The sequence below is a fragment of the Pseudalkalibacillus sp. A8 genome (assembly GCF_045920555.1).
Classification (GTDB): Bacteria; Bacillota; Bacilli; order Bacillales; family Fictibacillaceae; genus Pseudalkalibacillus.
The window spans coordinates 177,701-194,985 of sequence record NZ_CP174509.1; the positions used below are offsets into that span (position 1 = coordinate 177,701).

14 protein-coding genes, 9 tRNA genes and 3 rRNA genes are annotated in these 17,285 nt (G+C 46.1%); 24 read left to right on the forward strand and 2 right to left on the reverse strand.

Annotated elements, in window-relative coordinates; all coding sequences use genetic code 11:
- Positions 1–233 precede the first annotated feature (233 nt).
- From ACJROX_RS00970 to ACJROX_RS01010, 9 genes are all read left to right on the forward strand, one after another.
- A complete protein-coding gene (locus tag ACJROX_RS00970; protein WP_408008958.1) occupies positions 234–1,073 on the forward strand; it encodes an energy-coupling factor ABC transporter ATP-binding protein in 840 nt (279 codons plus the stop codon).
- Positions 1,049–1,915: an energy-coupling factor ABC transporter ATP-binding protein gene (locus ACJROX_RS00975; protein WP_408008959.1), complete on the forward strand. Its 867-nt coding sequence runs from the start codon at positions 1,049–1,051 to the stop codon at positions 1,913–1,915. The genes ACJROX_RS00970 and ACJROX_RS00975 overlap by 25 nt, the downstream gene beginning before the upstream one ends.
- Positions 1,912–2,709 (forward strand): energy-coupling factor transporter transmembrane component T family protein, encoded by a 798-nt coding sequence (locus ACJROX_RS00980; protein WP_408008960.1) that lies wholly within the window; start codon positions 1,912–1,914, stop codon positions 2,707–2,709. Before ACJROX_RS00975 ends, ACJROX_RS00980 begins: the two co-directional genes overlap by 4 nt.
- Before the next feature lie 12 nt (positions 2,710–2,721).
- Entirely contained in the window at positions 2,722–3,474 is a 753-nt protein-coding gene (gene truA / locus ACJROX_RS00985) for a tRNA pseudouridine(38-40) synthase TruA (RefSeq protein WP_408008961.1), read from the forward strand.
- 142 nt (positions 3,475–3,616) lie between these two features.
- The gene (rplM, locus tag ACJROX_RS00990; RefSeq protein WP_407681755.1) at positions 3,617–4,072 is read left to right on the forward strand and encodes a 50S ribosomal protein L13; all 456 of its coding nucleotides are present in this window, start codon (positions 3,617–3,619) and stop codon (positions 4,070–4,072) included.
- A 19-nt stretch (positions 4,073–4,091) separates the two neighbouring features.
- Positions 4,092–4,484, forward strand: a complete 393-nt coding sequence (rpsI, locus tag ACJROX_RS00995; RefSeq protein ID WP_408008962.1) for a 30S ribosomal protein S9 — start codon at positions 4,092–4,094, stop codon at positions 4,482–4,484.
- A 196-nt stretch (positions 4,485–4,680) separates the two neighbouring features.
- Complete coding sequence (locus ACJROX_RS01000) at positions 4,681–5,118, forward strand: DUF2521 family protein (RefSeq protein WP_408008963.1); 438 nt, start codon at positions 4,681–4,683, stop codon at positions 5,116–5,118.
- A gap of 68 nt (positions 5,119–5,186) precedes the next feature.
- Positions 5,187–5,912 carry an N-acetylmuramoyl-L-alanine amidase CwlD gene (gene cwlD / locus ACJROX_RS01005; RefSeq protein WP_408008964.1) on the forward strand — a complete coding sequence of 242 codons (726 nt, stop codon included), beginning with the start codon at positions 5,187–5,189 and terminating at the stop codon, positions 5,910–5,912.
- A gap of 408 nt (positions 5,913–6,320) precedes the next feature.
- Positions 6,321–7,346 carry a P-loop NTPase gene (locus tag ACJROX_RS01010; protein ID WP_408011549.1) on the forward strand — a complete coding sequence of 342 codons (1,026 nt, stop codon included), beginning with the start codon at positions 6,321–6,323 and terminating at the stop codon, positions 7,344–7,346.
- A 53-nt stretch (positions 7,347–7,399) separates the two neighbouring features.
- On the opposite strand, the gene gerD is transcribed toward ACJROX_RS01010, so the two are convergent.
- Positions 7,400–8,035, reverse strand: coding sequence for a spore germination lipoprotein GerD (gene gerD, locus ACJROX_RS01015; protein WP_408008965.1), 636 nt, complete (start codon positions 8,033–8,035; stop codon positions 7,400–7,402).
- 146 nt (positions 8,036–8,181) lie between these two features.
- Between gerD and ACJROX_RS01020 the strand changes: the two genes are divergently transcribed.
- Positions 8,182–8,763, forward strand: coding sequence for a KinB-signaling pathway activation protein (locus tag ACJROX_RS01020; RefSeq protein WP_408008966.1), 582 nt, complete (start codon positions 8,182–8,184; stop codon positions 8,761–8,763).
- Positions 8,764–8,781: 18 nt separating this feature from the next.
- Here ACJROX_RS01020 and pdaB read toward each other — a convergent pair whose 3' ends face one another.
- Positions 8,782–9,546: a polysaccharide deacetylase family sporulation protein PdaB gene (gene pdaB, locus ACJROX_RS01025; RefSeq protein WP_408008967.1), complete on the reverse strand. Its 765-nt coding sequence runs from the start codon at positions 9,544–9,546 to the stop codon at positions 8,782–8,784.
- 198 nt (positions 9,547–9,744) lie between these two features.
- Between pdaB and ACJROX_RS01030 the strand changes: the two genes are divergently transcribed.
- The 14 genes from ACJROX_RS01030 to rocF all read left to right on the forward strand — a co-directional run bounded on the left by ACJROX_RS01030 (position 9,745) and on the right by rocF (position 17,252).
- Complete coding sequence (locus ACJROX_RS01030; protein ID WP_408008968.1) at positions 9,745–9,969, forward strand: hypothetical protein; 225 nt, start codon at positions 9,745–9,747, stop codon at positions 9,967–9,969.
- A 247-nt stretch (positions 9,970–10,216) separates the two neighbouring features.
- Positions 10,217–11,767 (forward strand): 16S ribosomal RNA (locus ACJROX_RS01035).
- Positions 11,768–11,939: 172 nt separating this feature from the next.
- A 23S ribosomal RNA gene (locus ACJROX_RS01040) occupies positions 11,940–14,874 on the forward strand.
- Between the two features lie 147 nt (positions 14,875–15,021).
- A 5S ribosomal RNA gene (gene rrf, locus ACJROX_RS01045) occupies positions 15,022–15,137 on the forward strand.
- The 16S, 23S and 5S rRNA genes sit together here with 9 tRNA genes alongside, the layout of an rRNA operon.
- A gap of 30 nt (positions 15,138–15,167) precedes the next feature.
- Positions 15,168–15,242, forward strand: a tRNA-Asn gene (locus ACJROX_RS01050).
- A 3-nt stretch (positions 15,243–15,245) separates the two neighbouring features.
- Positions 15,246–15,321 (forward strand) — tRNA-Thr (locus ACJROX_RS01055).
- 15 nt (positions 15,322–15,336) lie between these two features.
- A tRNA-Glu gene (locus ACJROX_RS01060) sits at positions 15,337–15,411 on the forward strand.
- Between the two features lie 7 nt (positions 15,412–15,418).
- Positions 15,419–15,494 (forward strand) — tRNA-Val (locus ACJROX_RS01065).
- Between the two features lie 4 nt (positions 15,495–15,498).
- Positions 15,499–15,574, forward strand: a tRNA-Thr gene (locus ACJROX_RS01070).
- A 39-nt stretch (positions 15,575–15,613) separates the two neighbouring features.
- Positions 15,614–15,698, forward strand: a tRNA-Tyr gene (locus ACJROX_RS01075).
- A gap of 154 nt (positions 15,699–15,852) precedes the next feature.
- Positions 15,853–15,928, forward strand: a tRNA-Lys gene (locus tag ACJROX_RS01080).
- 36 nt (positions 15,929–15,964) lie between these two features.
- A tRNA-Gly gene (locus ACJROX_RS01085) sits at positions 15,965–16,038 on the forward strand.
- 2 nt (positions 16,039–16,040) lie between these two features.
- Positions 16,041–16,116 (forward strand) — tRNA-Ala (locus ACJROX_RS01090).
- 236 nt (positions 16,117–16,352) lie between these two features.
- A complete protein-coding gene (gene rocF / locus ACJROX_RS01095) occupies positions 16,353–17,252 on the forward strand; it encodes an arginase (RefSeq protein ID WP_408008969.1) in 900 nt (299 codons plus the stop codon).
- Positions 17,253–17,285: the final 33 nt, after the last annotated feature.

A 17,285-nucleotide genomic window follows, 5' to 3' on the forward strand; every position in this document is an offset into this window, starting at 1 on the left:
TTCAGCATCTTTCTTTAAAACATGTCATTAGCAACAAACTTTTAGAAAACAGCCTAAATAAAAAATACATCGAGATGAGTAGAGAGAAGGGGCTGCCTAAAAAGTATAGTGTCAGACACCTCCAATCAAAAAATGGTGTAAACAGGATGGTGATTTCTAAGAAATCACACTATTAATTAAAACAGCTTTTCATAAAAATGAGGCAGCCCTGTAGTGTAGAGGAGGGATTGGAAATGAAAGAACTGATCGTCGTAGAGGATGTGTCCTTCCGCTATGAAGAAGAGGGTCCATATCGATTGTCCAAAGTAAATTTAAAGGTTCCCAAAGGCGAATGGCTGTCCATAGTCGGACACAATGGTTCAGGGAAGTCGACGCTTGCTAAACTTCTTAACGGCCTGCTCTTACCGGATGAAGGTACGGTTACGATCGGTAGCAAAAGGACCGACCAAGAGGAACACCTTTGGGAAATCAGAAAACAGGTAGGAATGGTTTTTCAAAATCCAGATAACCAATTTGTCGGGACGACTGTTAAAGATGATGTTGCCTTTGGACTTGAGAATAACGGTGTTCCAAGAGAAGAGATGATTGAACGGATTTCCGATTCGTTAGCAAGGGTACAGATGACCGAGTATGAAAATCAGGAGCCTCACCAACTTTCGGGGGGTCAGAAGCAAAGGGTTGCGATTGCTGGAGTTTTGGCGCAAAAACCGGATGTGATTGTTCTCGATGAAGCCACAAGTATGCTGGATCCAATAGGAAGAAAAGAAGTTCTGCAAACAATCCGGGAATTGAATGAAAAAGATGGGATCACCGTTCTATCGATCACACACGATTTAGAAGAAGCAATCAAAGCAGACCGGATGATTGTCATGAAACTAGGGGAAATGGTTGTATCAGGCGAGCCGAAAGAAGTTTTTCAAGATACAGAGCTTCTGTTAGACACGGGTCTTGAGTTGCCTTTTTCATTGAATATCCAAAAGAAATTGAAGGAGAAAGGCATTCTTTTGCCAGCTCCGACATTAACACAATCAGAATTGGTGGAAGCATTATGGAACTATCAACAAGACGCTTAGCACACATTTATAGCGAGGGAACACCAAAGGAACGTCGTGCATTGTATGATGTTTCAATCGATGTACCACCTGGGAGCTTTTATGCAATCATCGGCCATACCGGATCAGGAAAATCAACCTTGATCCAGCATCTGAATGGTCTGTTGAAACCGACTTCCGGTTCTGTGAAAATCGGAGGGACAACCATCCAGCCTGATGAAAAAGGGAAACGTCTCAAGGAAATCCGAAAGCAGGTTGGCATGGTATTCCAGTATCCTGAACATCAATTGTTCGAAGAAACGATTGAAAAGGATATTTGTTTTGGTCCACGGAATTTCGGTATCAGTGAAAAAGAAGCAAAACGGAGAGCAAAGGAATCTCTTGAAAAGGTTGGTCTTGGGGAAGAGTACTTGCAACGGTCGCCTTTCGAATTAAGCGGAGGTCAAATGCGCCGTGTGGCTATAGCGGGTGTTTTGGCTATGAAGCCTGATGTGTTGATCCTTGATGAACCGACTGCCGGTTTGGATCCGAGTGGCCGACACGACATGATGGATTTGTTTCTCTCTTTGCAACAGGAACAGAACATAACGATCATATTAGTGACACATAGTATGGAAGACGCCGCTCGATACGCGGACCATATCATCGTCATGTCTGGCGGGACCGTTTATATGGAAGGGATCCCGACGGAAATTTTTGGACAAGAGGACAAGCTGCAAGCAGTTGGATTGGACATTCCAGAATCTACACGTTTCCTTAAATCTCTTCAGGAACGTTTCGGTACCTCTGTTGAAACAGGGTATACAGAGGATGCTGTCGTAGATATCATCGAACGGCTAATGAAAGCGGGGAATGTACAATGATGGATAATGTCATAATCGGTCAATACATCCCCGGCAGTTCACCGATCCATAGTATGGATCCACGGGCAAAATTGATTGCTGTATTCATTTATGTCATCATCGTTTTTCTAGCAAACAACTGGTTGAGTTATGCTTTTCTTGGTGTCTTTACAATCGGGACAGCTCTTTTATCAAGGGTGCCTGTGTCCTTTATCCTGAAAGGACTGAAACCGATCCTCTGGATCATTCTTTTTACGATGGTCTTGCACTTGTTCATGACAAAGGAAGGTCCCGTTTTAGTCGATTTCGGCTGGACTGCAATCCACGAAGGTGGGGTCGTCCAAGGGGTATTTATTGCTTTACGGCTCTTATTCCTTATTCTTTTAACGTCTTTATTGACCTTGACGACTACACCTATTGATATTACGGACGGCATCGAAAGTCTATTGGCACCGTTGAAAAGAGTGAAGTTCCCTGTCCATGAGTTCGCACTGATGATGTCGATTTCACTGCGCTTCATCCCGACACTTTTACAAGAGACAGAGAAAATCATGAAAGCACAGTCTGCAAGAGGCGCAGAATTTTCGAGCGGGCCCATCAAGGAACGGATCAAAGCGTTTGTCCCATTGCTTGTACCTCTTTTCATCAGTGCTTTCAAAAGAGCAGAAGACCTCGCCCTTGCAATGGAAGCCCGTGGTTATCGAGGCGGTGAGGGAAGGACAAAACTGAGATTACTGAAATGGCAAGGAATCGATACGCTTGCACTTGTCATGGTTGGTGTGTTGATCATCGTTTTATTCTTATTAAGATCATAGAGGGTGGCCGTATTGAAACGTATGAGCGGAATTGTAAGCTATGATGGAACAGGCTTTTCCGGGTATCAGATCCAGCCTGACCAAAGGACTGTACAAGGCACGATCGAGCAAGTCCTTCAACGGATCAATAAAGGAAAATTCATAAGGACAGTAGCTTCAGGCCGCACGGATTCAGGCGTTCATGGAGTTGGACAGGTTTTTCATTTTGATTCGACCCTGTCAATCGAATCGGCTGCATGGAAACGTGCACTCAATACCCTGCTTCCGGCTGATATTCGAATCCAATCCGTAGCCAATGAGGACCCTGATTTTCATGCTCGTTTTGATGTGGAAGCAAAAGAATACCGTTATCGTTTACTAAGGAAGCCAGACGAGGATGTTTTCAGAAGGAACTATACGTACCACTTCCCGTATGAGCTCGATCTTGTTGGAATGAGGTCGGCCGCGGAGTTATTAGTAGGAGAGCATGATTTCACCTCATTCTCCTCAGCCAAAACGGAAGTGATGGACCGAATCCGCACCATTCATAAGCTGGACATTGAAGAAGCAGGCGATGAGCTGGTCATCAGCATTGAAGGGAACGGATTTTTATACAATATGGTCCGGATCATCGTCGGCACGTTGTTGGAAGTCGGGACATCCAAGCGACAAGTAGAAGACATCATTCGGATTCTTGAAATGAAGGATCGGGATGCTGCTGGGAAAACGGCTCCGGCCCACGGGTTGTATTTATGGAAGGTAACCTATAAAAACCGTGATAAATAAGGCAAAAAACATACTGATACACTTGACATCGTTGTCTAGTTATTATAAGATATACTTTGGTATTTCTGAAATCCACTAGCCCCGGATGAGGAAATCGTCGAATTTGAAAAACGAATCGTAATGAAAATAGATTTGTAAGTGAATGAATCAGGAGGGAAATAAATTGCGTACCTATATGGCAAAGCCAAAAGAAGTTGAACGTAAATGGTATGTGGTAGACGCTGCAGGTAAAACTCTTGGACGTCTTTCAAGTGAAGTTGCATCTGTTCTTCGCGGTAAGCACAAGCCGACTTACACACCACATGTTGATACTGGTGACCACGTGATTATTTTAAATGCAAGCAAGATCGAATTGACTGGAAAGAAAATGTCTGACAAGCTTTACCACCGTCACACTGGACACCCAGGCGGTCTTAGAACGAGAACGGCACAGGAAATGCGTGACACGCGTCCTGAAAAGATGCTTGAACTTGCAATCAAAGGCATGCTTCCTAAGAACAGCCTTGGTCGTAAAATGGGTAAAAAGCTTCATGTGTATGCTGGGAACGAACATCCACATCAAGCACAAAATCCTGAAAACTATGAACTTCGCGGATAAATAATAAGGAGGGTTTAACTTGGCTCAAGTACAATATTACGGAACCGGCCGTCGTAAGCACTCTGTTGCCCGTGTACGCCTTGTACCTGGTGATGGACGTTTCATCGTAAACGGTCGCGACCTTGACGAATTTTTCGGACTTGAAACATTGAAAGTTATCGCTAAACAACCATTAGTTTTAACAGAAACAGAAGGAAAGTACGATGTACTTGTAAACGTTGATGGTGGAGGATACACTGGTCAAGCTGGTGCAATCCGCCATGGTGTTGCTCGTGCACTTCTAGAAGTAGATCCTGAATTGCGTTCTTCTCTGAAGAGTGCAGGATTCCTTACTCGTGACGCACGTATGAAAGAGCGTAAGAAGTACGGACTTAAAGGCGCTCGTCGTGCACCACAATTCTCAAAGCGTTAATTACACAACCGCTTATACAAAAGCTCTGGCCCTTACGCCAGGGCTTTTTTGATGCCTATTATCCAGTAATATTCAGTGCCTGGTACATTCTTAGCTTTACGTTTATTGAGTGGGGTATACATACAGTCTTTTACCAAAGTTCCCATGGTATGAATCGTTTTTGGGGTCGAACACTATGGTAAAGGAGGCGAAACAAATGAATGTAATCACCACCTTTAGAGACAGACAATACAAAAAACGAATTACATTTGAACGAAAAGTTTTGCGTGAACTCTCTCTGAATGGGATCAAAATGGAATTCCAAAGGTTGTTTTTCCCATTTTTCCAATATAGTCTTTTGTTCCAGGATGAAATCCAGGATACATGCATTGATATAGCGATCGAAGCTTATTTATTGGGAGCCGAATACAGTAAATTCGGGTATCATGGTGAATCACTCGACAGCATCAAAGAACGTAGTGCACCTTTTGAAAAGCGCTTATACGATACGTTATTCGAGTACTGGCAATTTTGGAGCTACACCCCTGATCACGTCCTTGAATCACTCCATATGTGTTGTGACGCATTTGTCCAGCGTTGGTGGAGAGAGGGATATGAAAACGGACAGCGGCGATATCGTATGCGGCTTCACTAAACCAACAATGGTATATTTCCTCCACTTGTCCCATACATATATACAAGTAATGGGAAGCGGGAGGGAATATGGTGAAGCGGAAAAAATGGCTTTTATGGGGTCTAACTGGGTTTTGTGCGGCACTTTTAATATATGTAATCCAACAACAACTTCTTTCGAATGATTCCTGGTCCACATGGAGTCTTCCGTTAACAGGAAAAATCATCGTACTAGATGCCGGACACGGGGGAGTAGACGGCGGCGCGGTTGGAGAAGGGAATGTACAGGAAAAGAATATTGCATTGAATATTTCCTTGAAGCTTAGGGATTACCTCCAACAAGCGGGGGCACTTGTCATCATGACGAGGGAAACGGATCGTGATTTGGCTAATGACGGAACAAAAAGGATTCGGAACCGTAAAACGGAAGATTTACTGAAAAGAACTGAAATCGTCAACTCATCAGAGGCAGACATGTTCATAAGTATCCATCTTAATGCGATTCCTTCGTCTAGATGGTATGGTGCCCAAGTATTTTACAACCCAGCTATAGAAGAAAATGAAAAGTTAGGCAAATTGATTCAGGATCAAATTCGCTCGAACTTGGAAAACACAACGCGTAAAGCAAAACCGATCAGCACCATCTACATGGTTCGGAAAGCCCAAATCCCAGGTTCTTTGGTCGAAGTAGGCTTTTTGTCCAATCCAAATGAGCGGGAATTACTTAAATCGAAACTTTATCAGACGAAACTCGCTGCTTCAGTATACCAAGGAATTTTAAGGTATTATGCAAACGAACCTGCTCCAAGCGATTGATGGGGTCGGGTTTTTCCCTTTCAAATGGCTCTGTTATTCTTAATTGTTGATTTCGGCGAATTCACTCCCTTTCCGCGGGCTAACGAAAAGCGGAAGCGACCAGCTTAGTCACGTAGGGCACTGGAAAACTGACGAGGAGGCTCGAACCAAACAAAGTTCGGTTCTGCGTGGGCTCACACATAAGGTGTAAATAAATGTGTCGACCGCCGCAGGAAATTTGAAGTCTCCAAGTGACTGGTCGCTGAGCTGGACATCACTTCTGCGGGATCTCGCCTGGTTTGCTTTTCCCGCAGGGCTTTTCCAATAAGCTCAATCAGCCACGTTGCTCCAATCCTTACGTTTATAAAAGAGGATTTTTCTGTGTTATACTAAGGGATGAAAGCGATTAAAAAGGATGGTGTTCGAGATATGATGTCAGAAGAACAAATTTCAGAGCTTCTCAAACCGATACAGGAACCTTTTTTACATAAAAGCATTGTTGAAACAGACAGTGTGAAGGAAATCAAAATCAAAGAAGATTACGTTGGCTTAAAAATAGCAATTACCCAGGCCAACTCCCCGGAACAGATGCAGCTTCAGCAAGAAATTGTGAATACACTCAAGGGCGCTGGCGTTGCATCTGTCGGTCTGCGTTTTGAACAGCGGGAAGGGGCAGCTCCTCAACAGGAAGCACCAAGCGAAGCGGCCAAAACAGATACGACTTTCATCGCAGTGGCGAGTGGTAAAGGTGGCGTAGGCAAATCCACCGTTTCTGTAAACCTTGCAACGAGCCTTGCACGTGAAGGAAAACGGGTAGGACTAATCGACGCAGATATATATGGTTTTAGTGTCCCAGACATGATGGGAATTGCTGAAAGGCCAAAAGTAATCGGGGAACAGATTTTCCCGGTTGAGCGCTTTGGTGTCAAGGTGATTTCGATGGCATTCTTCGTTGAAGATAATGCTCCAGTCATTTGGCGTGGACCCATGCTCGGTAAAATGTTGACGAACTTCTTCAACGATATCGAATGGGGAGACCTCGACTACCTGATCTTAGACCTTCCGCCAGGAACCGGAGATGTTGCATTAGATGTTCACAAGATGCTTCCACAATGTAAAGAGATCATCGTGACAACTCCGCACCCGACAGCGGCATTTGTTGCGGCCCGAGCAGGAGCAATGGCCCTTAAAACAGACCATGATATCCTGGGTGTAGTAGAAAATATGGCGTATTTTGAAAGTAAGAAGACAGGTGAAAAGGAATATGTCTTTGGGCAAGGCGGAGCGGATAAGCTGACTGAAGAATTGAAAACGGAAGTTCTCGGCAGAATACCGCTGGGCCAACCGGAGATGCGAGAGGATGATTTCGCACCATCCGTGTACCTTGAAGATTCAAAAATCGGACAGATATATAAGGAAATTGCATTGAATGTCATTCGAAAAGTCGAAGAATAAGAAAAAGGGCCGGCAATTTTGCCGGTCCCTTTTTGGAGGCTTCTTTATGGTTATCATTGACCTCCTTGGCCACCGCCTTCACCGCCGCCACCGCCTTGGTCTTGGCCTTGAGGTTTCTCTTCTTTCTTCAAAGCGTCTCCACTTTTGATTTCTTCTTGTACGGCTTTTTTGACCATTTCCGCAACCTGCGCTTTAACCAATGGACTCTCGAATGTCTCCATCATCACTTTCTTCTGTTGTTCTCTGTATTGTTGTGATGTCATCATGTCCATTGCTTCTTTTGCTAATTCCGGATCTTTCATGAGCTCAATGATTTTTTTCCTGTACTCTGGATCATCCAACAATTTTTTCTGTAATTCTTCATTTTGTTTTTCCATACTCTTTGCAAGAGCTTCGGCAGTTTTTGGATCTTTCATTAACTCCTTCCAAAAATCCTGGCCCTTTTTAGATGTTAGTGTATCTTCAATCGTCTTTTTAACGAATTTTTGGTCCATGACAATTTGTGACTTTATCTTTTCATCTGTCAAGACTTCTTCTATCGCTTTTTTTCCTTCGTCCGTTTTTAAAAGGTCTACGAGCATTTTTTTGGTTTCCTCATAAGTACCTTTTTCTTCTGCGGCTGCAGGTGTACACCCTTGCAGGTATAATATGCCGAAGGATATGAGAAGGACGAACATCCAGTTTCTCATCCTAGAATGCCCCTTTCAGTATTCAATCTTATCTTTAGCGTTCGAGAAAGTTGTGACAAATATGCGGACTAAATAAAGGAAACTAGCTTTTTTACAGGTGGATTGGTACAATCGAAGCGAGCAAAATTAAAGGGGAATTGTTATCCGTGAATATCAGAAAATGGGTTTATTTATTTTTGACGACGCTTTTAATCGGTGGAGGTAGTGCTGTTATAGTCGGTTTGCTGCTTCGCTGGGAGGATATCGAAAGCATGGCAAGCTTTTTTGTCATGATCGCCTGGTTATTCGGATTTGGCCTCATCTTCAGTATCATCAGTCAAATGGGTTATTTCGCATATTTGACGATCCATCGATTCGGATTAGGGATTTTCAAATCAGTGCAATTATGGAGTTGGATACAACTATTGATCCTCGCTTTTGTTGTATTTGATTTATTTTACTTACGTTATATTGCCTTTAAAGATACAGGTTTGTCCTTATTTAATTTCATCATCTTTCCAATCGCTCTATTGCTTTATGGACTGATCGTTGCGTATTTCAAAATGAAAGAAACGAATAGAGGTGCTTTCATTCCGGCGCTTTTCTTCATGGTTGTGGTGACGACGATTGAGTGGATCCCTGTTTTGAAGCAGGGGGATATACTGTGGCTATGGTTATCCATTATCCCTTTATTAGCATGCAACACATGGCAGATTTTAATTTTACATCGCCTTATAAAAAGAAGTTGAGCATAGAGCTCAACTTCTTTATTTGATTTCCTTCGTTTTACTATCTGTATTGGCAATCAACTCACCGACTGAAGCGAACGTGTAGCCATCCTTCTTCAATTCAGAAATGATTTTTTCTAGAGCTTCCTTCGTTTGTTTTACTGAGTCAGATGCATGGAGAAGAACAATATCGCCGCCCTTCGCCTGGGATAAGACGGTTTCGGCGATTCGTTCCGCACCTGGGTTTTTCCAATCATGGGTGTTGATGCTCCATTGAATGATGGTCTGATTCAATCTCTCCGCAATATCTAATACTTCTTTATTGAAATGCCCATTTGGCGGACGCAATAAAACGGGCTTTTGTCCTGAAACTTCATTGATGATTTGCTGGGCTTTCGCCATATCCCGTTTGATCTGGTCGTTCTCAAGGTCAGTGTAGCTTTTATACCGATAACCAAGACTTCCGATTTCATGCCCGTTCTTCGTAATTTTTTCCACGATATCAGGATGTCTTTCAGCCCATTCGCCCGATAGGAAGAATGTCGTATCGTCAATTTTCTCTCTCTCTAAAAGATTAAGAATTTCATGAATCCGTTTCTCACCCCAGCTGACGTCAAAAGTGAGAGCGATTCTTTTTCCCTTTTCCTCTCCTTTATAAATTGCCCGTGGATCTCCATCTTTTGTTTTGAAAACTTCCAGATCCTGTGCTTCTATAAATGCAATCAATGCTGCAAAAAAAGAAGCGATGATTATGATCAAATATTGCTTGAACCTTTTACCGTTAACAACCCAAAAGAAATTCACGTCGTTTACCTCCCATCCAATTACACACTCAGTACATATATATGTGTGAAAGGACAAGATAGACCTGACTTGTCTATTGAGTCCTGTGTAAATGAAATTAATTGCAGTTAAACTATGTTATTGATCGCTCAGTTCTACATCAAGAATAGAAAATGGAAAATCAAGGGATAATGATAGAAAAAACGAAGGATGGATACCATGCTCGGATTTGTACTCAATGATAAAGAAGTGAAAGAAATGGAATACCTTCTAAAAAAGGAACTTGAAGAACTATTGCATGATATGGACGATCATCGAGTAGAAGGGATCATTAAACGTGCGATGGAAGAAAGGTATCAACTGGTCTTCAAGATCTTCCAACGTTTTTCAAACCCGGCAGACTGTGTGAAATACATGCGTCATAAAATCTCAAATCAAAAGTGAAAAATTCTTATTGACAGTTATGTACGATTCTGATAAAGTATTTTCTGTTGCCGCAAAAACAGATTAAAGATTATTTCAAAAAAGTTGTTGACATAAGTTTTTGTGGAGGTTATATTAATTGAGTCGCCTCAAAACGGGGCGGACAAAAACAGTTCTTTGAAAACTGAACAAAAGCCAAGCGTGAAACGGGTCTTTTATAAGAACCCTGAATCAATTTCGATTTACATTTAATGAGCAATCAAACACTTTATTGGAGAGTTTGATCCTGGCTCAGGACGAACGCTGGCGGCGTGCCTAATACATGCAAGTCGAGCGGACCAACGAGGAGCTTGCTCCTCAGAGGTCAGCGGCGGACGGGTGAGTAACACGTGGGCAACCTGCCTGTAAGACTGGGATAACTCCGGGAAACCGGGGCTAATACCGGATAACATTCTCCTCTGCATAGAGGAGGATTAAAAGATGGCTTCGGCTATCACTTACAGATGGGCCCGCGGCGCATTAGCTAGTTGGTGAGGTAAGGGCTCACCAAGGCGACGATGCGTAGCCGACCTGAGAGGGTGATCGGCCACACTGGGACTGAGACACGGCCCAGACTCCTACGGGAGGCAGCAGTAGGGAATCTTCGGCAATGGACGAAAGTCTGACCGAGCAACGCCGCGTGAGTGAGGAAGGCCTTCGGGTCGTAAAGCTCTGTTGTTAGGGAAGAACAAGTACCGTTCGAACAGGGCGGTACCTTGACGGTACCTAACCAGAAAGCCACGGCTAACTACGTGCCAGCAGCCGCGGTAATACGTAGGTGGCAAGCGTTGTCCGGAATTATTGGGCGTAAAGCGCGCGCAGGCGGTCTCTTAAGTCTGATGTGAAAGCCCACGGCTCAACCGTGGAGGGTCATTGGAAACTGGGGGACTTGAGTACTGGAGAGGAGAGTGGAATTCCATGTGTAGCGGTGAAATGCGTAGATATATGGAGGAACACCAGTGGCGAAGGCGGCTCTCTGGCCAGTAACTGACGCTGAGGCGCGAAAGCGTGGGGAGCAAACAGGATTAGATACCCTGGTAGTCCACGCCGTAAACGATGAGTGCTAGGTGTTGGGGGGTTCCACCCTCAGTGCTGACGTTAACACATTAAGCACTCCGCCTGGGGAGTACGACCGCAAGGTTGAAACTCAAAGGAATTGACGGGGGCCCGCACAAGCAGTGGAGCATGTGGTTTAATTCGAAGCAACGCGAAGAACCTTACCAGGTCTTGACATCCTTCGCTACTTCCAGAGATGGAAGGTTCCCCTTCGGGGGACGAAGTGACAGGTGGTGCATGGTTGTCGTCAGCTCGTGTCGTGAGATGTTGGGTTAAGTCCCGCAACGAGCGCAACCCTTGATCTTAGTTGCCAGCATTCAGTTGGGCACTCTAAGGTGACTGCCGGTGACAAACCGGAGGAAGGTGGGGACGACGTCAAATCATCATGCCCCTTATGACCTGGGCTACACACGTGCTACAATGGATGGTACAAAGGGCAGCAAAACCGCGAGGTTGAGCGAATCCCATAAAGCCATTCTCAGTTCGGATTGCAGGCTGCAACTCGCCTGCATGAAGCCGGAATTGCTAGTAATCGCGGATCAGCATGCCGCGGTGAATACGTTCCCGGGCCTTGTACACACCGCCCGTCACACCACGAGAGTTTGTAACACCCGAAGTCGGTGAGGTAACCTTTTGGAACCAGCCGCCGAAGGTGGGACAGATGATTGGGGTGAAGTCGTAACAAGGTAGCCGTATCGGAAGGTGCGGCTGGATCACCTCCTTTCTAAGGAGTCCTTTATGGACATGGAACACGCTTTGGCTTTTGTTTAGTTTTGAAAGAGCTCATTCTCTTTCAATACATTGTTCCTTGAAAACTAGATAATGAAATTCTTGAAAACAAGACATCGAAAACGTCATTTAATGACAAGTAAGAAGTGTAAGTTCATTCATAACGTGGTTAAGTTATGAAGGGCGCACGGTGGATGCCTTGGCACTAGGAGCCGAAGAAGGACGGGACGAACACCGATATGCCTCGGGGAGCTGTAAGTAAGCTTTGATCCGGGGATTTCCGAATGGGGGAACCCACTGCCCGTAATGGGGTAGGATCCATACCTGAATTCATAGGGTATGAGAAGGCAGACCTGGGGAACTGAAACATCTTAGTACCCAGAGGAAGAGAAAGCAATCGCGATTTCCTGAGTAGCGGCGAGCGAAACGGAAACAGCCCAAACCAAGAGGCTTGCCTCTTGGGGTTGTAGGACACTCTATACGGAGTAAGAAAGGAACGGCGTAGGCGAAGCGGTCTGGAAAGGCCCGCCAGAGGAGGTAACAGCCCTGTAGCCAAAACGTCGTTCCCTCCAGAGTGGATCCTGAGTACGGCGGGACACGTGAAACCCCGTCGGAAGCTGGGAGGACCATCTCCCAAGGCTAAATACTCCCTAGTGACCGATAGTGAACCAGTACCGTGAGGGAAAGGTGAAAAGCACCCCGGAAGGGGAGTGAAAGAGATCCTGAAACCGTGTGCCTACAAGTAGTCGGAGCCCATTAACGGGTGACGGCGTGCCTTTTGTAGAATGAACCGGCGAGTTACGATAACGTGCAAGGTTAAGTCGCAGAGACGGAGCCGCAGCGAAAGCGAGTCTGAACAGGGCGCATGAGTACGTTGTCGTAGACCCGAAACCGAGTGATCTACCCATGTCCAGGGTGAAGTTCAGGTAACACTGAATGGAGGCCCGAACCCACGCACGTTGAAAAGTGCGGGGATGAGGTGTGGGTAGGGGTGAAATGCCAATCGAACTCGGAGATAGCTGGTTCTCCCCGAAATAGCTTTAGGGCTAGCCTCGTGGTGAGAGTTCTGGAGGTAGAGCACTGATTGGACTAGGGGTCCCCACAGGATTACCGAATTCAGTCAAACTCCGAATGCCAGGAACTTGTCCACGGGAGTCAGACTGCGAGTGATAAGATCCGTAGTCGAGAGGGAAACAGCCCAGACCATCAGCTAAGGTCCCCAAGTATACGTTAAGTGGAAAAGGATGTGGAGTTGCCCAGACAACCAGGATGTTGGCTTAGAAGCAGCCACCATTTAAAGAGTGCGTAATAGCTCACTGGTCGAGTGACTCTGCGCCGAAAATGTACCGGGGCTAAACGTATCACCGAAGCTATGGATTGTACCTAACGGTACAGTGGTAGGGGAGCGTTCGAAGGGCTGAGAAGCGAGACCGGAAGGACTCGTGGAGCGCTTTGAAGTGAGAATGCCGGTATGAGTAGCGAAAAGAGAAGTGAGAATCTTCTCCATCGAAAGCCCAAGGTTTCCTGAGGAAGGCTCGTCCGCTCAGGGTTAGTCGGGACCTAAGCCGAGGCCGAAAGGCGTAGGCGATGGCCAACAGGTTGATATTCCTGTACCACCTCCTTTCCGTTTGAGCAACGGGGGGACGCAGGAAGGTAGGGAGAGCGCGCTGATGGATATGCGCGTCCAAGCAGTCAGGCCGGTGGATAGGCAAATCCGTCCACCATACGGCGGAGCTGTGATGGCGAGGGAACTAGAGTACCGAAGTCCCTGATCCTACACTGCCAAGAAAAGCCTCTAGCGAGGAAAGAGGTGCCCGTACCGTAAACCGACACAGGTAGGCGAGGAGAGAATCCTAAGATGCTCGGGAGAACTCTCGTTAAGGAACTCGGCAAAATGACCCCGTAACTTCGGGAGAAGGGGTGCTCTGATAGGGTGCAAGCCCGAGAGAGCCGCAGTGAAAAGATCCAAGCGACTGTTTAGCAAAAACACAGGTCTCTGCGAAGCCGTAAGGCGAAGTATAGGGGCTGACACCTGCCCGGTGCTGGAAGGTTAAGAGGAGGGGTTATCCATTAGGAGAAGCTCTGAATCGAAGCCCCAGTAAACGGCGGCCGTAACTATAACGGTCCTAAGGTAGCGAAATTCCTTGTCGGGTAAGTTCCGACCCGCACGAAAGGTGCAACGACTTGGATACTGTCTCAACGAGAGACCCGGTGAAATTATAGTACCTGTGAAGATGCAGGTTACCCGCGACAGGACGGAAAGACCCCATGGAGCTTTACTGTAGCCTGATATTGGATTTTGGTATCGTTTGTACAGGATAGGTAGGAGCCAGAGAAGCCGGACCGCCAGGTTCGGTGGAGGCGTCGGTGGGATACTACCCTGACGGTATTGAAATTCTAACCCAGGACCGTGATCCGGTCCGGAGACAGTGTCAGGTGGGCAGTTTGACTGGGGCGGTCGCCTCCTAAAGTGTAACGGAGGCGCCCAAAGGTTCCCTCAGAATGGTTGGAAATCATTCGCAGAGTGTAAAGGCACAAGGGAGCTTGACTGCGAGACCTACAAGTCGAGCAGGGACGAAAGTCGGGCTTAGTGATCCGGTGGTTCCGCATGGAAGGGCCATCGCTCAACGGATAAAAGCTACCCTGGGGATAACAGGCTTATCTCCCCCAAGAGTCCACATCGACGGGGAGGTTTGGCACCTCGATGTCGGCTCATCGCATCCTGGGGCTGAAGTAGGTCCCAAGGGTTGGGCTGTTCGCCCATTAAAGCGGTACGCGAGCTGGGTTCAGAACGTCGTGAGACAGTTCGGTCCCTATCCGTCGCGGGCGCAGGAAATTTGAGAGGAGCTGTCCTTAGTACGAGAGGACCGGGATGGACACACCGCTGGTGTACCAGTTGTTCCGCCAGGAGCATAGCTGGGTAGCTACGTGTGGACGGGATAAGTGCTGAAAGCATCTAAGCATGAAGCCCCCCTCAAGATGAGATTTCCCATCGCGTCAAGCGAGTAAGATCCCTCAGAGATGATGAGGTTGATAGGTCTGGTGTGGAAGCGTGGCGACACGTGGAGCTGACAGATACTAATCGATCGAGGACTTAACCACTTCACTTAACATCGACAATGTTTTCAAGAACCGTTATCTAGTTTTGAGGGAACATTTTTTTAGAAAAAGCCCTTGAAAAAACTTTTATATTTTAGTAATATATATCTTGTCCTTACTAAGGATGATTGTGGATCAATTGAAAGTTGGTCTGGTGACGATGGCGAAGAGGTCACACCCGTTCCCATGCCGAACACGGAAGTTAAGCTCTTCAGCGCCAATGGTAATTGGGGGCTTCCCCCTGTGAGAGTAGGACGTCGCCGGGCCAAAAAACTTTTTTCATCTCAATGAATTATTCCACAGTAGCTCAGTGGTAGAGCTATCGGCTGTTAACCGATCGGTCGCAGGTTCGAGTCCTGCCTGTGGAGCCATTTGCTTCCATAGCTCAGCAGGTAGAGCACTTCCATGGTAAGGAAGAGGTCAGCGGTTCGAGCCCGCTTGGAAGCTCCATGAAAAGTTCATATCGGCCCCTTGGTCAAGTGGTTAAGACACCGCCCTTTCACGGCGGTAACACGGGTTCGAATCCCGTAGGGGTCACCATTCATATGGAGGATTAGCTCAGCTGGGAGAGCACCTGCCTTACAAGCAGGGGGTCGGCGGTTCGATCCCGTCATCCTCCACCATTATGCTGGCCTAGCTCAATTGGTAGAGCAACTGACTTGTAATCAGTAGGTTGGGGGTTCAAGTCCTCTGGCCAGCACCAGTTTCATTTGAAAATCAGACTTTATAGTCTTTTTTTATTGGAGGGGTAGCGAAGTGGCTAAACGCGGCGGACTGTAAATCCGCTCCCTCCGGGTTCGGCGGTTCGAATCCGTCCCCCTCCACCATTTTAAAAAAACCAAAGTTGATTATCCTTCGCGAGCCATTAGCTATGAACGAAACAGCTTATGGGTAAACTATGAATTGTCCTGATGCAGATTTCTTCGCAAGATCTGTCACTTAGAGGAAGGGACATAAGGTGAGTAAGCTTCATTATAACTTGAGCCATTAGCTCAGTCGGTAGAGCATCTGACTTTTAATCAGAGGGTCGAAGGTTCGAGTCCTTCATGGCTCACCATCTCGATTCTGATTAACCAACAATAATTTTAATCATGCGGGTGTAGTTTAGTGGTAAAACAAGAGCCTTCCAAGCTCTGGTCGTGAGTTCGATTCTCATCACCCGCTCCATCGGGGCCTTAGCTCAGCTGGGAGAGCGCCTGCCTTGCACGCAGGAGGTCAGCGGTTCGATCCCGCTAGGCTCCACCAAATCATACATAATAAACTCTCTGAACCGAATGGTTTGGAGAGTTTTTTTACATATTAAAAACAATGAGCTGGAACAAAACCAAAACCCAATTCGTGTAAGCGCTTTATATTTATCCATAAACATCAGTTAAACCCCTGTTAAACCGCATAAGTATACAGGATTTTGTCCAGTTGAACCACAGCATGATGAAGCCCTACAATAGAGAATAGATTGTCGAATGAGGAGGAAAAAAATCATGAACAAGAATATTGGAATTTTAGGTGTCCCGATGGACCTTGGCCAAATGCGCCGTGGCGTTGATATGGGACCTAGTGCAATGAGATATGCTGGTCTTATCGAAAGACTTGAAAACCTTGGCTACGATGTGGAGGATCATGGCGATGTCCAAATCCCTCAAAGGGAAAAAGTCGCAAGTAAAGAAACTAACCTTAAAAATTTAGATGGGGTTATTGAAGCGAACAACCTTTTGGCGGAAGGTGTCAATAAAATCATCGAAGATAACCGTTTCCCATTAGTGCTTGGCGGTGACCATAGCATTGCGATCGGGACGCTTGCAGGTGTGTCGAAGCATTATAAGAATTTAGGCGTCATCTGGTATGATGCCCATGGCGATTTAAATACAGGAGAAACTTCACCAAGTGGAAATATTCATGGTATGCCTCTCGCTGTAAGTCTTGGTATCGGACATGAAAGACTGCAAGAAATCGGGGGATACAGCCCGAAGGTCAAACCTGAGAATATCGTCATTATCGGCGCACGCTCGCTGGATGAAGGGGAGCGTGAATTGATCCGAGAAAAAGGAATCAAAGTTTATACGATGCACGAAATCGATAGAATGGGTATGACAAAGGTTATGCAAGAAGCGATCGAATACGTCTCGAACGAAACAGATGGTGTACACTTAAGCTTGGACCTTGATGGATTGGATCCGGCAGAGGCACCCGGTGTAGGTACTCCGGTCCTAGGCGGGATCAGCTATCGTGAAAGCCATTTGGCGATGGAGATGCTTGAAGAGGCGAAAATCCTTACCTCGGCTGAATTTGTGGAAGTCAATCCGATTCTTGATGAAAAGAACAAAACAGCCACTGTGGCCGTTGCATTGGTCGGTTCCCTTTTAGGTGAAAAGTTAATATAAATAACATTCAAAGCCTTATCGAATTTAAATGTC

What these genes read in the sequence shown, in the direction of transcription:
- ACJROX_RS00970 (WP_408008958.1), top strand. Translation starts at nt 234, where the DNA reads ATGAAAGAACTGATCGTCGTAGAGGATGTGTCCTTCCGCTATGAAGAA.
- ACJROX_RS00975 (WP_408008959.1), top strand. Translation starts at nt 1,049, where the DNA reads ATGGAACTATCAACAAGACGCTTAGCACACATTTATAGCGAGGGAACA.
- ACJROX_RS00980 (WP_408008960.1), top strand. Translation starts at nt 1,912, where the DNA reads ATGATGGATAATGTCATAATCGGTCAATACATCCCCGGCAGTTCACCG.
- rplM (WP_407681755.1), top strand. Translation starts at nt 3,617, where the DNA reads ATGAATCAGGAGGGAAATAAATTGCGTACCTATATGGCAAAGCCAAAA.
- ACJROX_RS01000 (WP_408008963.1), top strand. Translation starts at nt 4,681, where the DNA reads ATGAATGTAATCACCACCTTTAGAGACAGACAATACAAAAAACGAATT.
- cwlD (WP_408008964.1), top strand. Translation starts at nt 5,187, where the DNA reads ATGGTGAAGCGGAAAAAATGGCTTTTATGGGGTCTAACTGGGTTTTGT.
- ACJROX_RS01010 (WP_408011549.1), top strand. Translation starts at nt 6,321, where the DNA reads ATGATGTCAGAAGAACAAATTTCAGAGCTTCTCAAACCGATACAGGAA.
- gerD (WP_408008965.1), bottom strand. Translation starts at nt 8,035, where the DNA reads ATGAGAAACTGGATGTTCGTCCTTCTCATATCCTTCGGCATATTATAC.
- ACJROX_RS01030 (WP_408008968.1), top strand. Translation starts at nt 9,745, where the DNA reads ATGCTCGGATTTGTACTCAATGATAAAGAAGTGAAAGAAATGGAATAC.
- rocF (WP_408008969.1), top strand. Translation starts at nt 16,353, where the DNA reads ATGAACAAGAATATTGGAATTTTAGGTGTCCCGATGGACCTTGGCCAA.